At 25.5% G+C, this 20194-nt stretch carries 16 protein-coding genes, 1 other RNA gene and 1 pseudogene; 15 read left to right on the top strand and 3 right to left on the bottom strand.

The window, feature by feature from the left end; all coding sequences use genetic code 4:
• Window position 1: 1 nt before the first annotated feature.
• Window positions 2–2107, top strand: a complete 2106-nt coding sequence (locus tag AACL05_RS05545) for a fructose-specific PTS transporter subunit EIIC (protein ID WP_338960459.1) — start codon at window positions 2–4, stop codon at window positions 2105–2107.
• Between the two features lie 33 nt (window positions 2108–2140).
• Complete coding sequence (locus tag AACL05_RS05540; protein WP_338960457.1) at window positions 2141–3088, top strand: type I phosphomannose isomerase catalytic subunit; 948 nt, start codon at window positions 2141–2143, stop codon at window positions 3086–3088.
• Between the two features lie 10 nt (window positions 3089–3098).
• On the opposite strand, the pseudogene AACL05_RS05535 reads toward AACL05_RS05540, so the two are convergent.
• Together AACL05_RS05535 and AACL05_RS05530 are read right to left on the bottom strand one after the other, a co-directional pair.
• A pseudogene (locus AACL05_RS05535) lies at window positions 3099–4306 on the bottom strand (trans-sulfuration enzyme family protein).
• 1054 nt (window positions 4307–5360) lie between these two features.
• A complete protein-coding gene (locus AACL05_RS05530) occupies window positions 5361–5741 on the bottom strand; it encodes a RidA family protein (protein WP_338960455.1) in 381 nt (126 codons plus the stop codon).
• A 505-nt stretch (window positions 5742–6246) separates the two neighbouring features.
• Between AACL05_RS05530 and AACL05_RS05525 the strand changes: the two genes are divergently transcribed.
• Window positions 6247–6561, top strand: a complete 315-nt coding sequence (locus AACL05_RS05525; RefSeq protein ID WP_252320859.1) for an HU family DNA-binding protein — start codon at window positions 6247–6249, stop codon at window positions 6559–6561.
• On the opposite strand, the gene AACL05_RS05520 is transcribed toward AACL05_RS05525, so the two are convergent.
• Entirely contained in the window at window positions 6558–7019 is a 462-nt protein-coding gene (locus AACL05_RS05520; RefSeq protein ID WP_338960454.1) for a Holliday junction resolvase RecU, read from the bottom strand. The genes AACL05_RS05525 and AACL05_RS05520 overlap by 4 nt on opposite strands.
• A 76-nt stretch (window positions 7020–7095) precedes the next feature.
• Here AACL05_RS05520 and AACL05_RS05515 point away from each other — a divergent pair, with 76 nt between their 5' ends.
• From AACL05_RS05515 to AACL05_RS05460, 12 genes are all read left to right on the top strand, one after another.
• Window positions 7096–7413 carry a DivIVA domain-containing protein gene (locus AACL05_RS05515; RefSeq protein ID WP_281749393.1) on the top strand — a complete coding sequence of 106 codons (318 nt, stop codon included), beginning with the start codon at window positions 7096–7098 and terminating at the stop codon, window positions 7411–7413.
• Window positions 7414–7442: 29 nt separating this feature from the next.
• An RNA gene (gene rnpB / locus AACL05_RS05510) (RNase P RNA component class B) lies at window positions 7443–7792 on the top strand.
• 48 nt (window positions 7793–7840) lie between these two features.
• Window positions 7841–8302, top strand: a complete 462-nt coding sequence (locus AACL05_RS05505; protein ID WP_338960450.1) for a CinA family protein — start codon at window positions 7841–7843, stop codon at window positions 8300–8302.
• A gap of 53 nt (window positions 8303–8355) precedes the next feature.
• Window positions 8356–9339: a recombinase RecA gene (gene recA, locus AACL05_RS05500; protein WP_338985848.1), complete on the top strand. Its 984-nt coding sequence runs from the start codon at window positions 8356–8358 to the stop codon at window positions 9337–9339.
• 163 nt (window positions 9340–9502) lie between these two features.
• On the top strand, window positions 9503–11077 hold the full coding sequence (gene rny / locus AACL05_RS05495; protein WP_338985846.1) for a ribonuclease Y: 1575 nt from the start codon (window positions 9503–9505) through the stop codon (window positions 11075–11077).
• A gap of 163 nt (window positions 11078–11240) precedes the next feature.
• Complete coding sequence (ffh, locus tag AACL05_RS05490) at window positions 11241–12596, top strand: signal recognition particle protein (RefSeq protein ID WP_338960442.1); 1356 nt, start codon at window positions 11241–11243, stop codon at window positions 12594–12596.
• Between the two features lie 331 nt (window positions 12597–12927).
• On the top strand, window positions 12928–13179 hold the full coding sequence (locus AACL05_RS05485) for a hypothetical protein (RefSeq protein WP_174480064.1): 252 nt from the start codon (window positions 12928–12930) through the stop codon (window positions 13177–13179).
• Window positions 13160–15847 carry an Mbov_0397 family ICE element conjugal transfer ATPase gene (locus AACL05_RS05480; protein ID WP_338960440.1) on the top strand — a complete coding sequence of 896 codons (2688 nt, stop codon included), beginning with the start codon at window positions 13160–13162 and terminating at the stop codon, window positions 15845–15847. The genes AACL05_RS05485 and AACL05_RS05480 overlap by 20 nt, the downstream gene beginning before the upstream one ends.
• A gap of 366 nt (window positions 15848–16213) precedes the next feature.
• A complete protein-coding gene (locus tag AACL05_RS05475) occupies window positions 16214–16516 on the top strand; it encodes a hypothetical protein (RefSeq protein ID WP_338960438.1) in 303 nt (100 codons plus the stop codon).
• A gap of 54 nt (window positions 16517–16570) precedes the next feature.
• Window positions 16571–17914, top strand: coding sequence for an Mbov_0396 family ICE element transmembrane protein (locus AACL05_RS05470; RefSeq protein WP_338960436.1), 1344 nt, complete (start codon window positions 16571–16573; stop codon window positions 17912–17914).
• 34 nt (window positions 17915–17948) lie between these two features.
• Complete coding sequence (locus AACL05_RS05465) at window positions 17949–18077, top strand: hypothetical protein (protein WP_255495888.1); 129 nt, start codon at window positions 17949–17951, stop codon at window positions 18075–18077.
• A 45-nt stretch (window positions 18078–18122) separates the two neighbouring features.
• Window positions 18123–20006, top strand: coding sequence for a VirD4-like conjugal transfer protein, CD1115 family (locus tag AACL05_RS05460; protein ID WP_338960433.1), 1884 nt, complete (start codon window positions 18123–18125; stop codon window positions 20004–20006).
• Window positions 20007–20194: the final 188 nt, after the last annotated feature.

Here is a 20194-nt window from a genome sequence, read left to right as displayed (position 1 = left end):
TATGGTGTCTAAACAAGATGATATTTTGACAGTAGAACATGTTTTTCTTGAATCTGATTGTAAAACACAAGCAGAAGCTTTTCAAGAAATAGCAACTTCTGCTAAAAAATTAGGTTTTTTGAAAAAAAATATTAGTGAAAAATCACTAGTTAATAGTTTTCTACAAAGAGAAGGAGAAGGAACTACTGGTTTTGGTGATGGTGTTGCTGTGCCGCATGCCTGTAATGAAGATATTGTTAAATCAGGAATTTTTATTATGCGTTTTAAACAGCCAATTCCTTGGAAAGCACTAGATCAACAACCCGTTAAAGCAATAATTGCTTTAATTGTGCCACTAAAAAGTGCTGGTAATGAACACTTGGAAATTTTATCAAAAGTGGCACAAAGATTAACAAAACCGGAATTTCAATCAATATTATTTAATTCAAAAGATAAAAAAGCAATTATTCAATCACTAAATATTAATAATAAACCTAATGTTGAAACTAGTAGTAAAACTATTAGTGAAGATATGAAAGGTTCTTCAAAAAAAACTAAAAATATTATAGCAATTACTGCTTGTCCAGTTGGGGTAGCACATACTTATATTGCACAAGATAAATTAGAAATTGCTGCAAAAAATTTAGGCTATAATATTAAAGTTGAAACTCATGGTAGTATTGGTATTAAAGGTGCTTTTACAGCAATTGATATTGCCAATGCTGATTTAGTTATTATTGCAGTATCAGCCGGTGTTGCAGATTTAAAATTAGAACGTTTTAATAATAAACCATTATATAAAGTAGAAATTAGCAAAGTTATTAAAAATCCTGAAAGTATTGTTAATGATGCTTTTGCTAACGCAAAACCTTATGAAATAAACAAGTCAGAATCGGGACAAAAAGCGGAAAAAGAAAATAAATCAAATGATTTATTTACTACTGATAAACAAGGAATTATGAAACATATTATGGCTGGTGTTGGCTATATGGTTCCATTTGTTGTTTTTGGTGGAATTATATTAGCATTATCAATTGGTATTGCTAAAGCAGTTTATGGTGCTGACTTTGATATTTCCAAGTTACCACACAATCATTTTCTTTATTTTATGAATCAAGCCGGAAGTATTGCTTTTACATTAATGATTCCAATTTTAGCTGGTTTTATCGCTAATTCAATTGCAGGACGTGCTGCCTTGGTTCCGGCAATAGTAAGTGCATATGTTGCTAATACAGCAGGATTAGTTTATCCAATTGCTGGTTTAGAGCCAAAGATTTCTGCTGGATTTTTAGGAGCATTATTAATTGGTCCAAGTGTTGGATATTTAGTAAGATGAATTATTACTTGAAAAGTACCAAAGACTATTGCTCCAATTATGCCAATTTTCTTTATTCCTATTGTAGTAACATTTTTAATTAGTTTCACTTTTATTTATGCAATTGGAGCTCCAATTGGTTGAATAATGGAACAATTTCAAAATGGGTTAACCCACATGCCACGTGAAGCAATGGCAGCAATTGGAATGTTGCTAGGAGCAATGGTTGGATTTGATATGGGTGGTCCAATTAACAAAGTTGCTTTTTTAGCAGCTTCAACAACGATAACTGCTGATCCTAGTTCACAATTATTTATGGGAGCAGTAGCTGCAGCTATTCCTGTTGCACCACTTGGAATGGGTTTAACAACTTTGATTTTTCGTAAATTCTTTAATGAAAGTGAACGTACATTAGGTTTAACAGCTATGTTAATGGGGTGTATTGGTATTTCTGAAGGTGCGATTCCTTTTGCAGTAAGAGATCCAAAACGTGCTATTATTAGTAATATTATTGGTAGTGCTGTTGCTGGTAGTATTGCTGGTGCTTTCTTATTAACTGATGTTGCGGGTCATGGTGGTCCTATTGTTGCTATCTTAGGTGCAGTTAGTTCAGTTAATTATGTGCTTTGGGTAAGTATTCTTTTATTCTTTTTAGCCATTATTGTTGGAAGTATTGTTACTTGTTTAGTATATGGTGGATTATTAATTATTCAATCACGTAATATTAAGGTTTTTAAATTAATGAATGAAAGAATCATGAAAATATTTAATAGTAAAAAATCTAAATCTAAAAATAGTAAAAATAAAGTTTAATTGAACAAATAATCAAAGTTTAGGAGAGTGAATATGAATAATAGCACATCACAAATAATTTTTTTAAAACCTGCTTTTATTCGCAAATTATGAGGTAGTCAAAAATTAGCACACAAATTTAATTTTGATTTACCTAAAAATACACCAATTGGTGAAGCATGATTAGTTAGTGCTCATCCCAATGGAATGAGTTATGTTTTAAATGGCGAGTATAAGGGATTAAGTTTAGCAGAATTGTTTAAACAGCAACCCAGTTTATTTGCTAATCTTGATAGTTCAGGTAATGTGATTAATAAAGAATATCCGTTGTTAACAAAAATTTTAGACGCAAATGATAGTTTAAGCGTTCAAATTCACCCTGATGATAAATTCGCAGAAAAAAATCATCAATGTTTAGGAAAAACTGAATGTTGGTATATATTAGAATGTTTACCCAAAGGTAAAGTTATCTTGGGTCATAATGCTAAAACCAAAGATCAGTTTAATCAATGATTGGTAAAAGAACAATGACATAAACTATTAAAATATATTCCAATTAAAAAAGATCAATTTATTTATGTTCCTTCTCTAAAAATTCATGGCTTATTGGCACATACTATGGTTTTTGAACTACAACAATCATCAGATATTACATATCGTTTATATGATTATGGTCGTAAAGATGAACTTGGTAATTTACGAAATTTGCATTTGAAAGAAGCATCAACTATTGTTTTAGCTCCTGATTTAAATAGTAGTGAAGCTAATGGTCATGATAATTATTTAGTTGATAATAAGTTTTTTAAGTTAATTAAATTAATTAATGAGGGAATTAAGCATTATAGTTATCCTAATACTAGATGATTGCAAATCTCAGTATTGGATGGTAATGGTATAATTGATAATACTAGTATTAAAAAAGGTGACTCATTTATTTTACCAAATGGTTATACTGATTTTTGTTTAAGTGGAAACATGTTATTGATGGTTGCATATTGCTAATAAATAATTATTATAGTTTTTTTAATGCTTGTTCCAAATCATTTCATAAATCTTCAACATATTCAATACCAATTGAAAGACGAACAAGACCTTCTGAAATATTTGCATCTGCTAATTCTTGTGCATTATAAGTAGAATGTGTCATTGAAGCTGGATGTTCAATCAATGACTCAACTCCACCTAAAGAAACTGCCAAAATTATTAATTTTAAATTATTTAATAGTTTGATTCCTCCATCATATCCACATTTTAATTCGAAACTAATCATTGCTCCCGGTAATTTCATTTGTTGTTCATAAAGTACTTGTTCTGTTGCTGAATTAGTTAGTCCAGGATAAAATACTTTTTTAATCTTAGGATGTTCTTTTAATCTTGCTGCAATTATTCTTGCATTTTTGCAAGCTCTTCATAATCGTAATTCTAAAGTTGATAGTCCTCTTAAAACAAGAAAGGCATCATGAGGTGATAATACAGCTCCTGTTAAATCTTTTAATCCTTCAAAACGAATTTTATTTATTAAAGTACTTTTACCACAAACAATTCCGGCCATAACATCAGAATGACCATTAATATACTTTGTTGCTGAATGGATAACAATATCAGCACCAAAAATTAAAGGTTTAGTAATGATTGGTGTTGAAAAAGTATTATCAACAATTACTTGAATTTGTGGATTATATTGATGGACAATATCACTAATTGCTTTAATATCTAAAATTTCTAAAGTAGGATTAGCTGGTGTTTCGAAAAAAACAACTTTAGTATTTGGTTTTAATTTTTTTTAATTTCATCAAGTTTAGTAAAATCAGCAAAATCAACTTCAATTTGAAAGCGTGATATTCCTTTTTCAATAAGTGAATGAGTACCACCATAAATTGTTTTTGATGATAATAAATGGTCAGTAGCATTCAATAATGTTCAAAAAGTAGATGCAATGGCCCCCATACCCGATGAGAAAGCAATTGCTTTTTCTGATCCTTCTAAATGTGCCATTCGTTTTTCTAAAACAGTTGTTGTTGGATTACCAATTCTTGTATAAACATATCCTTCTTCTTGTAAATTAAATATCCTACCACCTTGTTCGGCACTATCAAAAGCAAAAGTTGTTGATAGATAAATAGGAGGTAGAGCGGCTCCAAATTTATCATTATAATTACCACAATGAACTAATTTAGTTGCAATGTGGTAATTATTTTTATTTTTTTTAATTTTTGTCATAATTATTTCCTTATAGATATAAATTTATTTTATTTTTATGTTATTTCCATTTAATTTCTATTTTAAAACTACCTTTTATATAAAATAAAGGTAGCAAGTTTTATTAAAGTATATAAATATCTTAGATTAATGTTAACAATCTTGTTTTAAAAAAGTAGTTATAATCTAATATTCAATTTTTATATGAAAATACTATAATATCTTTTTGTTATTTTATAGTAAATGTTTTTTTTTAATAAAAAAGGTTACCTTTTTACTAGTAATCTTTAAATTCATATTTTAAATTCAATACTTATTATAGTTTTTATTAATTAATATAATTTTAGTTTATTATTGATATTTTATATAGATTAAGATTTATTTAGAATGTATTTTATTATTGTTTTAAGTATAAAATATTTAGAATTTTGAGAAAAGTGTGAAATTGTAGTAAGAATATTAAATTGGAAAGTGTAGTAATGTATCATTAAAAATGATATTAATTTATTTTACAATATTATTATTATGTGAATAAAACTTTTTAAATTTTAAAGTACTTTTTCTAAATAAATCTTGATTTAATTTTATATTCAAAAGTTTACATATGCAATAAATATTTTTTAATATAAAAATATTTATTATAATTAAAATCTATATTATATGTATTAAAATTTAATTATCAATTGGAATATAAAAAAGGTTACCTTTTACTAGTAATCTTTAAATTTATATTTTAAATTCAATTATTATTTTATTTATACTTTAAGTAATGTTGAATATTATTTTTTGTTAATTTATAATTTATTTTTAAAGTTAAGATTTATTTAAAATGTATTTTATTATTGTTTTAAGTATAAAATATTTAGAATTTTGAGAAAAGTATGAAATTGTAGTAAGAATATTAAATTGGAAAGTGTAGTAATGTATCATTAATAATGATATTAGTTCATTTTACTAATATCATTATTATATGAATAAAACTTTTTAAATTTTAAAGTACTTTTTCTAAATAAATCTTGATTTAATTTTATAGTTAAAAATTTATATATGCAATAAAAAAATAAAATTAGAAAAATTATTTTAAATAAGCAATTGCTTCAATTTCAATTAATGCATCTTTGGGAATTCTAGCAACTTGAACTGCTGCTCTTGCTGGAGCGTGTGCACCAAATATTTCTCCATAAACTTTATTCATTTCAACAAAGTGATTTAAGTCTTTTAAGAAAATATTAACTTTTACAATATTATTTAAAGTAATATTAGCAGCTTCACAAATTGCTTTAATATTTAATAAACTTTGTTTAGTTTGTGAAGAAATGTCAGTGCCAATAAATTTACCTGTTTTACTATTAATTGGTAATTGCCCAGAAATATATAAAAAGTCACCTGCAATTATTGCTTGACTATATGGCCCAATGGCAGCAGGAGCATTAGGAGTATGAATAATATTTTTCATAGTTTATCATTCTTTCTAAAATTATTATGTTTTGCATCATTGAATATATTAGTAAAATGTAGCGTTATTTTTAAGTTATTTAGGTGATATTAAATAATTAATAGTAATATAAAATTAGCATCATTAATTATTAAAACTTGAACAACTATAAATATATTTTACATGATTTTCTTTTCTTTTTTTTAATTAATTATTTTTCACTTTAATAATTTTTTTCATTTTAATTTTAATAAAATATTTATTTAATATTTTATTATCAGTATTGAAAATTAAATTTTATTTTTATTTTTTAACCTTTATAAGTGTAAAAAAAATATTATTAAAATAATTTTATCATTTTTTTAGAAAAAAAATACATTTTATGGTTCACTTTATAAAATGTTACTATATAATTTGATTACAGACCAGTAACATTTTTAAATTGGTTTGAAGATAACGTAGTTATAATAATATCTATAATAGACATTATAATTATAATTCTTAAAACATTAGGAGGAAATCTTTTATGGCAAAAAGTAATTCTAAAACAAAGACAGAAATTATTAAGATAGTGGCGCAAAAGTCTGACGTCACAATTGCCTTAGCGACTAATATTATTGATTTATTTTTTGAAGAGATAAAAGTTGAAGTTGCAAATGGTGGTAAAATTAATATACCAAAATTTGGAATATTTGAAACTATTATTCGTGAAGCAAGAACAGGTCGTAATCCCCAAACTGGTGAATCTATTGTAATTAGTGCTTCTAAAGCACCTAAATTTAAAGCTAGTTCTGAATTTAAAAAACATACTAATCAACAAACAGAAACTTTAGCTTCTTAAATTAAAAATTTTAAAAAATCAAGATAAAATGGATATATAATTTCTAATTTATATCCATTTTGTTCTATTTTTTTATATATCAGTGCTTTTTTTTGAACTTTTAAAAATTTTAATTTTTCTCAAAAAACTAAGAAAAAGGCATTATGTTGTGAAAAATAAATAATAACAAAACTAATAGCATTAAGATAAAAAGCATTTTCTAAGTATTCAAGTTGATGTTTTTTAAAATTATTTCATGGTAATGTTAAAGACTTAGTACTTTTTGCTTCAAAACACAAATATTTACCATGATAAACTCCATGATAATCAACATTACTTTTTTCTTTAAAAATTTTATTGTTTTGATATAAACTTGGTGGATTTTGTTTAAAAATTAGTGCTTGTTTTTCATTATTTATAATTTCAATAGTATAATTAATTATAGTTTCAAGAAACATTCCGCGGTTAGCATAAAACATTATTTTAATTCCCCCTTACATATAGAATATTACTAACTTTGGAATAGTTTTCCTTTTAATTAAAGGAGGTATAAATATGAATATTTGTAAAAAGGATATTATAGATAAAGAATTTACTGTTGATTATAAAGGCTATGATTCTAAAGAAGTAGATTTATTTCTTGATTTAGTAGCTACTAATTATGAAATACTAGAAGAATTTGTAAATAAACTAAAAAAGCAAAATGCAATTTTAGAAAATAATAATTACAAGTTACTTAAAGAAATTGATATTTTAAAAACACAAATTTTAGTTTTAAAACAAGAAAAACAAAAATTAGAAGAAAAAGGTGTAGAAAATGTTGATATTATTACGAGATTAAGCAAATTAGAAAGTATTGTACATGAAGAATAAATATGTTATAATTTTCTTCTAAAAGAATAAAAAATGAGCTAATCGCTGCATTAGTATGTAGAGGAAAGTCCATGCTCGCACTTTCTGTGATGAAAGTAATGTTTGTGTTAGAGAAAACGATAACTCTAAGCAGTAATTCTGACGGCTGACAAAAACCTAAGTTTTTTATTAAATAAGGTTCTAGTCTATAAAAGTGTCATAGAGACGAGTTTTAAGGAAACTTAAAAGCTGGAACGAGATAAACCCCACAAGCGAGAAACCCAAATTTAGGTAGGGGCATTGGTTTATTAGAAATGAATAATAAACCGAACTATTGTTTACAATAGTAGATAAATGGTTAGCACTTGCAAGAAGCAAGAACAGAACGTGGCTTATGATTTTTTTATTCTTTTTTTGTATTGTAAATTATTTGATTGAAGGTTTGAAAATGACTGAACTTTTAGTTTTATTAGATAAATTTAATTTTAGAATTAGTTGTTGTGAAAGTATTACTGGTGGACTTTTTGCTCAAGAGATTACTAGTATTGCTGGTGCTTCTAAATATTTTAGTGGTGGTTTTATAACGTATACTAATGAATCAAAAATCAATATTGTTAAAATTAAAAAAACAACCATTGAAAAATATGGTGTAATAAGTAAACAATGTGCTATAGAAATGGCTTTAAATACACAAAAAATTTTAAAAACAAATATTGCTATTAGTTTTACTGGAAATGCAGGACCTAATGCTCTAGAAAATAAACCGGTTGGTTTAGTATATGTAGGTATTGTTATCAATAATAATGTTTGATGTGAAGTGTTAAATATTTCAGGTAATAGAAACGAAATTAGATCAACTATAGTAGCAAAAGCAGTAGTTATTTTTAAAAAAAATTTATTAAGTTTTTAAAATTTAAAAAGGAATTATCTTACAGAGTTATTAATATTTTGTAGGGTGATTTTATGGAAATAAACATTAAAGAAAAAGAGCAATTATTAGAAAAGGCCATTAAGCAAATTGAAAAAGAATTTGGCAAAGGTGCTATTATGTTACTAAGTGATAGTGGTATTGGCGATATTGAAGTTATTAGTTCAGGAAGTATATTATTAGATGATATTTTAGGTGTTAAAGGTTTTCCAAAAGGTCGTATTATTGAAGTTTATGGACCAGAATCTGCAGGTAAAACTACATTAGCATTAATGGCTTTAGCAGAAGTTCAAAAACAAAATGGTAGAATAGCATTTATAGATGCTGAACATGCATTAGATCGTCAATATAGTCAAAAATTAGGTGTTGATATTAGTCGTTTATTAATTACACAACCAGATTCAGGAGTACAAGCATTAGAAATACTAGATATTCTTGTTAAATCAGAGGCTTTAGATATGATTGTTGTTGATTCAGTAGCTGCATTAGTTCCACAAATTGAACTTGATGGTGATATGAATGATCAAACAATTGGTGCTCAAGCGCGATTAATGTCTAAGGCATTACGAAAAATTAGTGGAAATATCGCAAAAACTAATTGTATTGTTTTATTTATTAATCAAATTCGAGAAAAAGTTGGTATTATATATGGTAATCCTGAAATAACACCCGGAGGAAAAGCATTACGTTTTTATAGTACAATTAGACTAGAAGTACGTAAAGGTGAACAATTAATCAAAAGTAATCAAATAATTGGTCATAAAATAAAAATAAAAGTTGTAAAAAATAAAGTAGCACCACCATTTAAAACAACAAGTCTTGATTTTTGTTTTGAAGAAGGATTTTCAAAAATTAGTGAAATCATTACAATTGCTGTTGAGAAAGAAGTTATTAATAAATCTGGTGGCTGATACACTTATGAAGATGTAAAATTAGGACAAGGAAAAATAAAAGCAAAAGAAAGTTTAGAAGCAAATACTTTTCTTTTAGAACAAATTAAGGAACGAATCAAGTTTTAAATATTAATATTTAAAACATGCTAAAATTAATGTAGGATTATTATCCTACTTATTTGTGTGTAGATATTAAAGAAGAAAAATATAAAATTTTAATTTTATTTAAGTTTTTGAGTGTAATGATTCTTTTTCTTGTAGGTGTTTTACAGCAAGGAGAGAAATATAAATGGAAAAAAATATGTTAGCTATATTATCAAATATAAGTAGTCAACAGTTTGGAATGTGAGTAGGTATATCAATTTTTCTAGCAATGATAGTAGGGATAATTGCTGGATTTCTAATTAGAAAAATGTATTTAAAAATTAAAGAACAACAAAGTTTTACTAATATTTTAAAGAGAGAAAAAGAATCTCAAAAATTAATTCAATCCTCAAGAGCCGATGCAAAAATTGAAATAAGTAAAATGAAAAAAGATTTGTATTTAGAGATTGAATATCGTAAAGAACAAAATTTAGAATATGAGAAACTTTTAAATAAAAGAGAACGCAAATTAAGTGAACGTGAAGAAATAATTGAAACACAAACACAAAATCTTTATCATCAACGTGAAATTGTAAAAAATGTTAAATTAGAATATCATCAAAAAATTGATCAAATTATTATGGAATTAGAAAAAATTTCTGGTATGAGTCGAAATGAAGCAAAAGATGAATTGTTTAGTAAATTAAAAGAAAAATTATCATTAGAATTTAATAAAATTATTAAAAATCATGAATATAATATTAAACTTCAATCTAAAGAGTTAGCCAATAATATTGTTAGTGAAGCAATAGAACGTTATGCAAGTAATTTTATTGTTGATAAGTCAGTATCATACGTTAAGTTGCCTAATGAAGAAATGAAAGGCAGAATTATTGGTAAAGAGGGTAGAAATATTAAATCTTTTGAGTTAACAGCAGGTGTAGATATTATCATTGATGATACGCCAGAAACAATTCAAATTTCTTCATTTAATCCGATCAGAAGAGAAATTGCAACTAGAGCTTTAGAAGATTTAGTTAAAGATGGAAGAATTCATCCAATTAGAATTGAAGAAATCTTGAGATTTCATGAGCAGGAATTAAATGAAGGTTTTAAAGTTGATGGTAAAAAAATTATTGATGAGTTAAAATTAACTGGTTTTGAACCAGAGTTAGTATCTTATATTGGAAGATTAAAATATCGTACAAGTTATGGTCAAAATGTTTTATTGCATTCCTTTGAAGTTGCCAAACTTGCAGGAGCAATGGCAGCTGAATTGGGTTTAGATGTTAATATTGCAAAACGTGCTGGTTTATTACATGATATTGGTAAAGCCGCTGATTATGAATTAGAAGGTTCACATGTTTATAATGGTGTGATTTTAGCAAAAAAATATGGTGAAAGTGATATTATTATTAATGCTATTCATTCTCATCATGGTGATGTTGCAAAAGATAATGTTTATTCTTCTTTAGTTTCAGCTGCTGATACATTATCAGCAGCTAGACCTGGTTCAAGAAATAATTCATTAGAAGAATTTATAACTAGAATTAAAGAAATTGAAGATTTGTGTAAATCTGTTAAAGGCGTAGAAAAAGCATATGCTGTTCAGGCCGGAAGACAAATTAGAGTTATTGTTGATCCTAAAGTTATTAATGATTTTGATGCTTATATATTAGCAAGAAACTTAAAACAAAAATTAGAACAAATGATTACAATACCAGGCGATATTCATATTACTGTTATTCGTGAAGTAAGAGCAACAGAATTAATTAATTAAAAAATTAATTAATTGTTTTTTAGAGAACCCTTAGGTTCTCTTTTAACTTTATAAAATATATAATTTGTTAATTCAAATATTTATTTTTTATGCTTAATTTATTTTTTCATTATTATTTTAATGTTAAAATAATATAGTCTTAAAAATAGAGGAGAATATAAATATGAGTTTTGCTGACATTATGTCAAAAAAAGTACAAAAAACATTAGAAAAAAATTTAAGTAAAAAAACTTTAACCATGGAAAATATGGAAGCAACAATTAAAGAATTCAGATTAATTTTGTTAGAGGCTGATGTTAATTTTAGGGTGGTTAAAACTTTAACTAATGAAATTATTAATAAAGCAAAAGGTGAATTTATTAAAGAAGGCTTAGATCAAAAAGAAATGTTAATTAAAATTATTCATGATGAATTAACAAAGATTATGGGTACTAAGAATGTTGAATTAGATTTATCTACTAATCCTACTGTTATTATGATAGTTGGTTTACAAGGTTCTGGTAAAACAACAACAATATCTAAACTAGCAAAGTTGTTAACAGATAAATATCAAAAAAAATGTTTACTAGTTGCAGGAGATATTTATCGTCCAGCTGCTGTTGAACAATTAAAAGTTTTAGGAAAACAATTGAATATTGAAGTTTTTTCCCAAAAAAATGAAACCCCTACTAATATTGTTAAAAATGCTCAAATATATGCTAATAAAAATAAGTTTGATGTAATATTAATTGATACAGCTGGAAGATTACACATTGATGAAAAATTAATGCAAGAACTAGCAGAAATAAGAAAAATTACTTCACCAAAAGAAGTTTTACTTGTTTGTGATGGTATGGCAGGACAAGATATAATTAATGTTGCTATTGAGTTTAATAATACTATTCCTATTACTGGAAGCATAGTCACTAAATTAGATGGTACTGCTAAGGGTGGTTCAGCTCTTTCAATTTCTTATTTAACAAAGATTCCTGTTAAGTTCTTAGGAATGGGTGAAAAGGTAACTGATTTAGAGGTTTTTTATCCAGAAAGAATGGCAGAACGTATTTTAGGAATGGGTGATCTTACTACATTAATGGAGAAGGCCGAAAGTATAGTTTCAACTCGTGATGTTGAAGAAACTATGAATAGAATGATGTTAGGTCAATTTGATTTGAATGACCTTGTTAATCAAATGAAGCAAATTCAAAAAATGGGTAAATTGGGATCACTTGTAAAAATGATTCCTGGTATGTCTGCTAAAATTAGTGATGCTAAAATTAGTGATGCTGAAACTGATTTAAAAATAGCAGAATATATTATTGCTTCAACAACTGCTCAAGAACGTGAAAAGCCACAAATTTTACGTTATCCAACTAGAAAAGCAAGAGTATTAAAAGGCTCAGGTCGTTCAGAAAAAGAATTAAATAAAGTGTTAAACCAATTTGAAAAAACTAAAAAAGTTATGGATCAAATTGCTGGTCAGATTAAAAAAGGAGAAATGCCAAATATTCCAGGATTAGATAAGTTAATAAAAAGTTAGAAAAATAAAAAAAATTTGTTTTTTTTTGTTAATTTGTTAAAATTTATTTAACTCAAGAAATGTATAAAACTTTGATTTTTTGAGTTTTTATAGATATTATTTTATTAAAATTTTTTTAAATTTTCTTCTTTGTTTTTAAAAATTTAATTTATTTTTTAAAGTAAAACTAGATTTTAAAAAGAAAATAGTGTTTAAATAGTGGGTTATTTTAAATTAAAAATATAACAAAAATTTATTTTTTCTTTTTCAGTTGCTTAATAATATTTAGGGAACAAGATAACTTTGAATTGTGTTTAGTAAACAAATTAAATTCGGTTAGGAGACAATGATTATGAAAGATACGTATACATCTGTTCGATTAGCTCAAAAGCCACAAAATTCTTTTGCTTGCTATCGATGTGGTAGAGTAATTTTGATAGCTGATTACTTAGAAGGAATAAATATTCAAGTTAATTGCAGTCGTTGTGGCTTTAAGAAGCGTGTTAATAGTATAAAGATAGAGAAAATAAACAGTAAACCAAATTCAGCGCTAAATTCTAATGAAATTTCAAAAGAAAAGATAAATGAAATTTTTAATTCCTAAAACTATTAAATTTGTAAAATTACAAATTTGGAGAAGTGTTGGTTTAATTGATTTATTAATTATTTTAATGGTAGTTGGATTTGCTTCAATTATTATTTTATTGTTGCAAATTGATATTATTTTTAAAATATTAGCTGTTATTTTAGTTGGTTGTGCTACTATTCCGCTTACTTTTTATTGACAGCCAAGAAAAAAAGGATGAGAAATTATTTTATTATGATTTAAATTTCATAGTAAAAATCGTTATTATAAATCTGAAAAAAATTCACAAATATTAGTACCATTTAAAAAAATTATTAGTAAGAATGTGATGCAATTAAATGTGAAAAATACAAATTATACTAGAGCTTTATTATTGGAGGGTTTTAATATTACATTATTATCTAATGAAGAAGCCTCAAATAAAATTAAAGATTTAGCTGCAGCTTTTAAAATTATTAATATTTCTATGTCTTTAATAAAGATTGATATGCCTTTAGATATAACTGTACAAACTAATTTTTATAAAGAACAACTCGAAAAAATTGATTTAGAAAATATTAGTGAAAAAGCAAAATTAGCAAGAAAATTTCAAATGATATCAGCAATTAATGCTAATAATGAAATTCAAAATCAAAATGAAATGACGCAACCATTTTTTTACTTATTTTTTTATTCATCAAATCAAGAAAAATTAAAAGAAGAAGTAAATGCTTTTAAAAATTATATCAGTCGTAGTGGTGTTAAAGCTAGTGATATTAATTGTTTTGAAATGATGGTTGTTTATAGTAAATTAATAAATTCTAATGAAAATGCTTCCTTAGAAGAAATGTTTACTACAAAAAAAGAAGAAACTGTTAAAAGTAAAGATTTAACTAATGATTTGGCGATTAAAGAATTATTAGTTCATAAGAATAATTTAGAATTTGCTAATTGTTTTCAAACTGTTTATAACATATATGATTATCCATTTGAAGTTTCAGCAGTCTGATTAGCAAATTTAGTAAATATTCCTAATACTAGTTTAATCTTTACTTTTAATAGTATCAGTGAAGAAAGTGCTAAAAAACAATTGAATAAAGCTATGCAAAATTTAGCAACTTTAAATTTTATGACAAAATCATTATCAGAACGAAGAGATTATGATTATCATTATCAATCATTAAATGAATTATTAGATCAAATTGCTGGTGGTGGTGAAAAAATATTTAATACTAATATGTATTTGTTAATTAATGGTGCTGATCGTAAGCAACTTAAACAAAATATTAGTACTGCCGAATACGAAATAAAAAATAATAATATGAAGTTTGATAAATTATATTATCGTCAATTAGAAGCTTTTTTATCAGTAATGCCAGATAGTGCTGATTGATTTAAAGAAACAGGTCACGAAATGCCATGTTTAACAATAGGTGCTAGTTTTCCTTTTTTAAATCAAGAATTAAATGATAAACAAGGATTATTTCTTGGATTTAATGAAAGTGGTAATAAAGTATTTTTTGATCAAAGAACTAAAAGTAGTACTCGTAAAAATCATAATCAACTAATTATTGGTACTAGTGGTTCAGGAAAATCTTATACTTCTAAAAAAGAAGTAAATTATCAAATTATGCTTGGTCATAAAGTAATTGTTATTGATCCTGAACGTGAATATCGCGATTTATGTAATTATCATGATGGAAGTTGAATTGATGTTGGTGATGGTTCTTCTGGCAATATTAATCCATTTCAAATTACATTGGCACTGAGTGATGATAATACTAATGATAATAATACTCGTGATATTTTAGCACCACATATGCAATTCTTAGAACAATTTTTAAACGTTGCTACTGGTGGATTAACGAGAAATGAATCAAGTTTATTAATGATTTATGTAAATTTAATGTATGAAAAATTTGGTATTACTTCTCGAACAAAAATTCATTTATTAAAACCAAATCAATTTCCAATTTTTCAAGATTTATATGATATTATTGAATCTGATATGGTTAAAGAAGAAGAGATTAGAAGTAAAAATGAATTAAAAAATTTACTAATTATATTATCAAGATTTGCAACTGGTGGTACTGATGCTAATTTATGAAATGCTCATACTAATATTAATAGCAGTAGTTTATTACAAGTTTATGATTTATATACTTTAACGCAATCAGGGAATAAACGTTTAGTTAACGCTCAAATGTTTTTAATTTTGAAATATATTGAAAATGAAGTACGAAAGAATAAAAATGATAATGAAATTAATAATAAACAACAATGAATTTCAATTACTATTGATGAAGCCCATTTACTTATTGATAAAGAATTTCCAGCAGCATTATTATTTATGTATCAAATTGTTAAGAGAATTCGTAAGTATACAGGTATGATAAATATTATTACACAAAATATTAACGATTTTCTTGGTTCTGAAGAAATTAAAAAATATACTACTGCTATTATTAACTCAAGTCAATATTTAAAAGTATTAAACTTACAACCTCATGATTTAGCAGCATTAAATGAATTGTATTCTTCATATGGTGGCATTTCTGCTAATGAAACTGATTTTATTGCTCGTGCTAAAGTTGGTGAATGTCTTTTTGCTATTTCTAGTTTATATCGTATGTGTTTAAATATTAATGTTAGTGATGCTGAAAAACAAGCAATTAAAAATATAAAAAATAAAGAAATTGAAAATTAGTATATTTTTTTATACATTATCGATTTCATCAATAATTGTTAATTTATTTTTAAATTAAATAAAGATACTTTCATATTAATAAAACTTATAAGTTTTATTAATATGATTTTATTTAAATAATAAATTTTATAAAATAATAAAAAATAAGTTGATAAAATTGAAAATTTTTATTTACTTTATTTTAAAACCAACTATAATTAATGTGTATCAACATTATTTATAACATATGAATTTGACTGTAAGTCCTAATTTATCTCTTTAAGGAGTAAAATAGGGTTTATTATATTATTAGATAAATTCATGCTTTATAAACAATTTTGATTAGTAAATAATTTTATTTTTTTATTATTTAAGGAGGAAAAACTTATGATTTTTAATTATCTATCAGATGGACCTGATATAAATAAAATCATTGATGTAGCAAAACCTTATGTTTCGGCAGTTGCAGGATTGCTAATTGCTGCTTTAATTGCATTTAGTGTTTTTAAAATAATTATATTGGCAAAAGATTTAGCGGCTGCTGGTGATGATCCACAACGTAGAAGTGAGATTAAAAAAGCGTTTATGTATACATTAATTGCACCAATTATTGGTATTACTGCATCAGCAATAATAATTGCTCTTGTGCAGGCCTTTGGTGGTAATCCAAATATTCTTCCTACTAACTAAAGAAAGTTATATATTAACTTGATATTAAGTTATGAAGAGAAAAGAGATGAAAATATGGATTGACTAACAGATATTATAGTAGGAGCTTTATTATTTATACCTTGACTTATTTTCATTCAAGGACCATTATATTTAATTGCTGTTTTATTAAGACCACATGGTATATTTGATTATTTAACAACTGATGCAATAACTAATTTAATTTTTGGAAAATTTAATGAAGATCCACTTAATAGTAAAAACTTACCAATATTTTTTTCAGTATTAGCTGTTGTTTCAATTGGTGTAATACTTATTATGTTTATTATGCAATTAATTATTATCCAATTTACTGAAACACATACAATTAGAGAAAAACTAGGTAAAGCTATAAAAAATACATTTTTAGCTTTTTTAGTAATTGTTTTCATTCCATTTTTTATGAGTGCTATAAATTATCTAATGACAGGATTATTGGCAGTTTTACAAATTACAGCTTTAGGAAAAAATGCTAGTTTAGCTGATTTATTATGAGGTATTGGTGCTCCTGATTATGATAGTTCTTTGCATCCTAATGGTGTTTTTTCAATGCCTGATATTTCGTATTTAAAACATTGAAACTTTATTCTTGAAATTGTTGCGGTGTGATTTACTTTATATGTATTATTTGTTGCATCAATGACATTGGTTGAAAGAATTATTGATTTATTACTTTTATTTTCAATATCACCAATTGTTGCCGCTATAATGCCTGTTGATCAAGGAAAAAGATTGGGTGTTTGAAAAGAAATGGTAATAGGTAAGTTTATTATTGGTCCAGGAACGATGTTACCTATTTATATATTTCTTGAAATATTACCAAAAGCAATAGTAGATATTACTAATAATACTAATTTTAGTTGACTTGAAAAACAAGTTCTATATACATTATTTTGTACAGCCGGTGCTATTAGTTGTTTAAGAACTCAAAAAATTATTAATCACTTAGTAACACAAAACTTAGGTGTACAAAGTGCTATTGATTCTAATGGAGCAGCTATTGCTGGAAATATTATGGGTAAAGCTCGTACTTTTGCTAGCCTTGCAGCCGGTGGTGCTGGTGCATTAAAACTTGGAAAACAAATTGCATTTGGTGGTGCTAAAGATGGAAGAAATCCTGATGGTAGCGAAAAGAAAGCAAATGGACTATTAAAAAATGGTATCACGGGTTATTTAGGTAAAGGTACTAAAGGAGTTGCTAAAGGAATTGGTAAATTTCAAAATTCTAATGATCATGGTACTAAATGACAAGATACAAAAAATAATTTAAAAAGTCCCTTTGTTGGATTAAAAAATATGGCTAATGCTGCTTTTAAAGAACCTGTTGTAAATTTAAATAATATTAGAAAGAATGCAAGAAGAGGAGATTCTGATGAATAAAAAAGTAAAATATTAAAATCTTGGAGAAATAATCATGAAATTTAAAAAAACAAAAAATGAATTTAAAAAGAAAAAAAGTTATCGTTGAAGACGTAATGTAACTATTGGTATTTTATTATTAATAATATCAGGTATTGCTGGTGTTATTTCTCAATATGGGTAAAATATAAATTATTATAAAATATATAAAAAATAAAGGAACATAAAAATGAAATTTATTCGTCAAAAAAAATGAGTACTACCAGAAGTAATTATAATTGTTATACCCTTTTTAGTATTAATAAATACTTTATTAGTTTATGCTTTAGTCTTTGTTCGTAACATGTTTTCTCATAGTGGAGATAATCAACAACCATTTACACTTAAATTTTTAATACAGGATGTTATTAATTATTGATTAATATTTTTAATTCTATTTCTTATTGAATTTTCAGTTTTATTATCTTACTTTATGATTCATAAATATAAAATTTATCTTGAAACTCATAATAAAAGTCGCTTTTTACGTGATTCAAAAAATAAAGTGTATGGATCTGCTGCTTGATTAACACCCACTGAAATTGCTAATACCTTTCCTTTATCAAAAACTGTTGAAAATGATTACGGTATTGTTGTTCAAACAACAAAGACTAAAATTGGTGGTGTCCAATTTAATATTAAGTCTGATGCTCATAATATTGTAATTGGGGGAACAGGAAGTGGTAAAACTCAAAAATTAGTTATTCCAACTATATATTTAAATGCCCAATCAAAAATTAAACCATCAATGGTTATTACTGATCCAAAAGGAGAATTATTTCAAAATCATTCTAAAATATTAAAAGATAATGGTTACTATGTTTATGTTATTAATTTACGTGATACATCAGTATCTAATTCATGAAATCCTTTTGTTAAAGTATATGATTTTTATGTAGAATCAATGCGTTTAAAAAAAGAAAATAATCCTTTAAATGAATCAATTACTTATGAATCAATGGCATTATCATGAATTAATGATATTGTTGAAGCCTTATTTCCTGAATCAGATCCAAAACAAAAATTTTGAAATCAATCAGCGATGCAAGTTGTTAAATCAATTATGTTATTTATGCTAGAACAACTTGAAGATCAACCTGATGTTCCTTTAAAATACTTTAGTATGTCAAATGCTGCTATTGTTGCTACTAATCGTCAACGATATGTTGAAATTCTAAAAAAAATGCCAAGTCATAGTTTAGCTCGTCAAATTGGTTTAGGTGCATTAGAAGGTGCTGAAGAAACTGCGGGATCAATTAGTCAAATGGTTGCTAATGGATTACGTTTATTTACTGATCCAGTGACGCGAAATATTAGTTGTAGTAATGATATAAATTTAGATGAAATTGTAAAAAAACCAAGTGCTGTTTTCTTAGTTGTACCTGATGAAAGTAATGAACGTAATGCTTTTGTATCAATGTTTATTGCACAGTTATATAAAAATACAATTCGTTATGCAAGTACTTTGCCTGATATTAAATTACCACGTCCTTTATACTTTTTATTTGATGAGTTTGGTAATATACCAACGATTGCTAGTATGGCACAAATGATTACTGTTGCACGAAGTCGTAATATTTTTTTCATGATGATTATGCAAGATTTACAACAATTAACACAAAAATATGGTAAAGAAACAGCAGAAACTATTTTTAATAACTGTATTTTGCATACTTTTTTGCAAACTATGGATTTACAAACTGCTAATAAATATTCAGATATGTTCGGTGAAAAAACAATTATTAATTATAGCCATTCTGGTAATAAAGATAAAAAAGCTGATAATATTAATTCATCATTACAAGGTAAAAAATTAATTACAGGTAGTGAGTTAATGAAATTAGATTTTGATACTGCTGTTATTTTTTTAGCAAAACATAATCCAGCAAAAACACGTTTAATTCCGTTTTATGAATGAGGAAGTAAACCGGCAGGACAAGCAACTGTTACAAATGCTTCACGTTTAATTGATTTTAATAAAGATTATTATTTAAGTTATATTGGCTTATTCTATTATATTGAGAAAAGAAAAAATCCACAAGCTGCTGCCGAAAGAGAAAAATCAGAAAAATAAAAAACAAACAATAGTTAAGAAATTGTATATAAAAGAATATTTATTTTAATATATAAATGTATATTATTGATAGATATAGAAAATAACGATATACTTATTTCATGAATAGATCAAAAATATAAGTTTTACTTTTTATAAATTATGCTAAAAAAGGTAAGTACATAATAATGTTAAATATTATAAATAAA

The organism is Spiroplasma endosymbiont of Thecophora atra, from assembly GCF_964019735.1.
In the GTDB taxonomy this organism is placed as follows: Bacteria; Bacillota_I; Bacilli_A; order Mycoplasmatales; family VBWQ01; genus Spiroplasma_E; species Spiroplasma_E ixodetis_A.
This window is presented reverse-complemented; position numbering and strand designations above follow the sequence as displayed.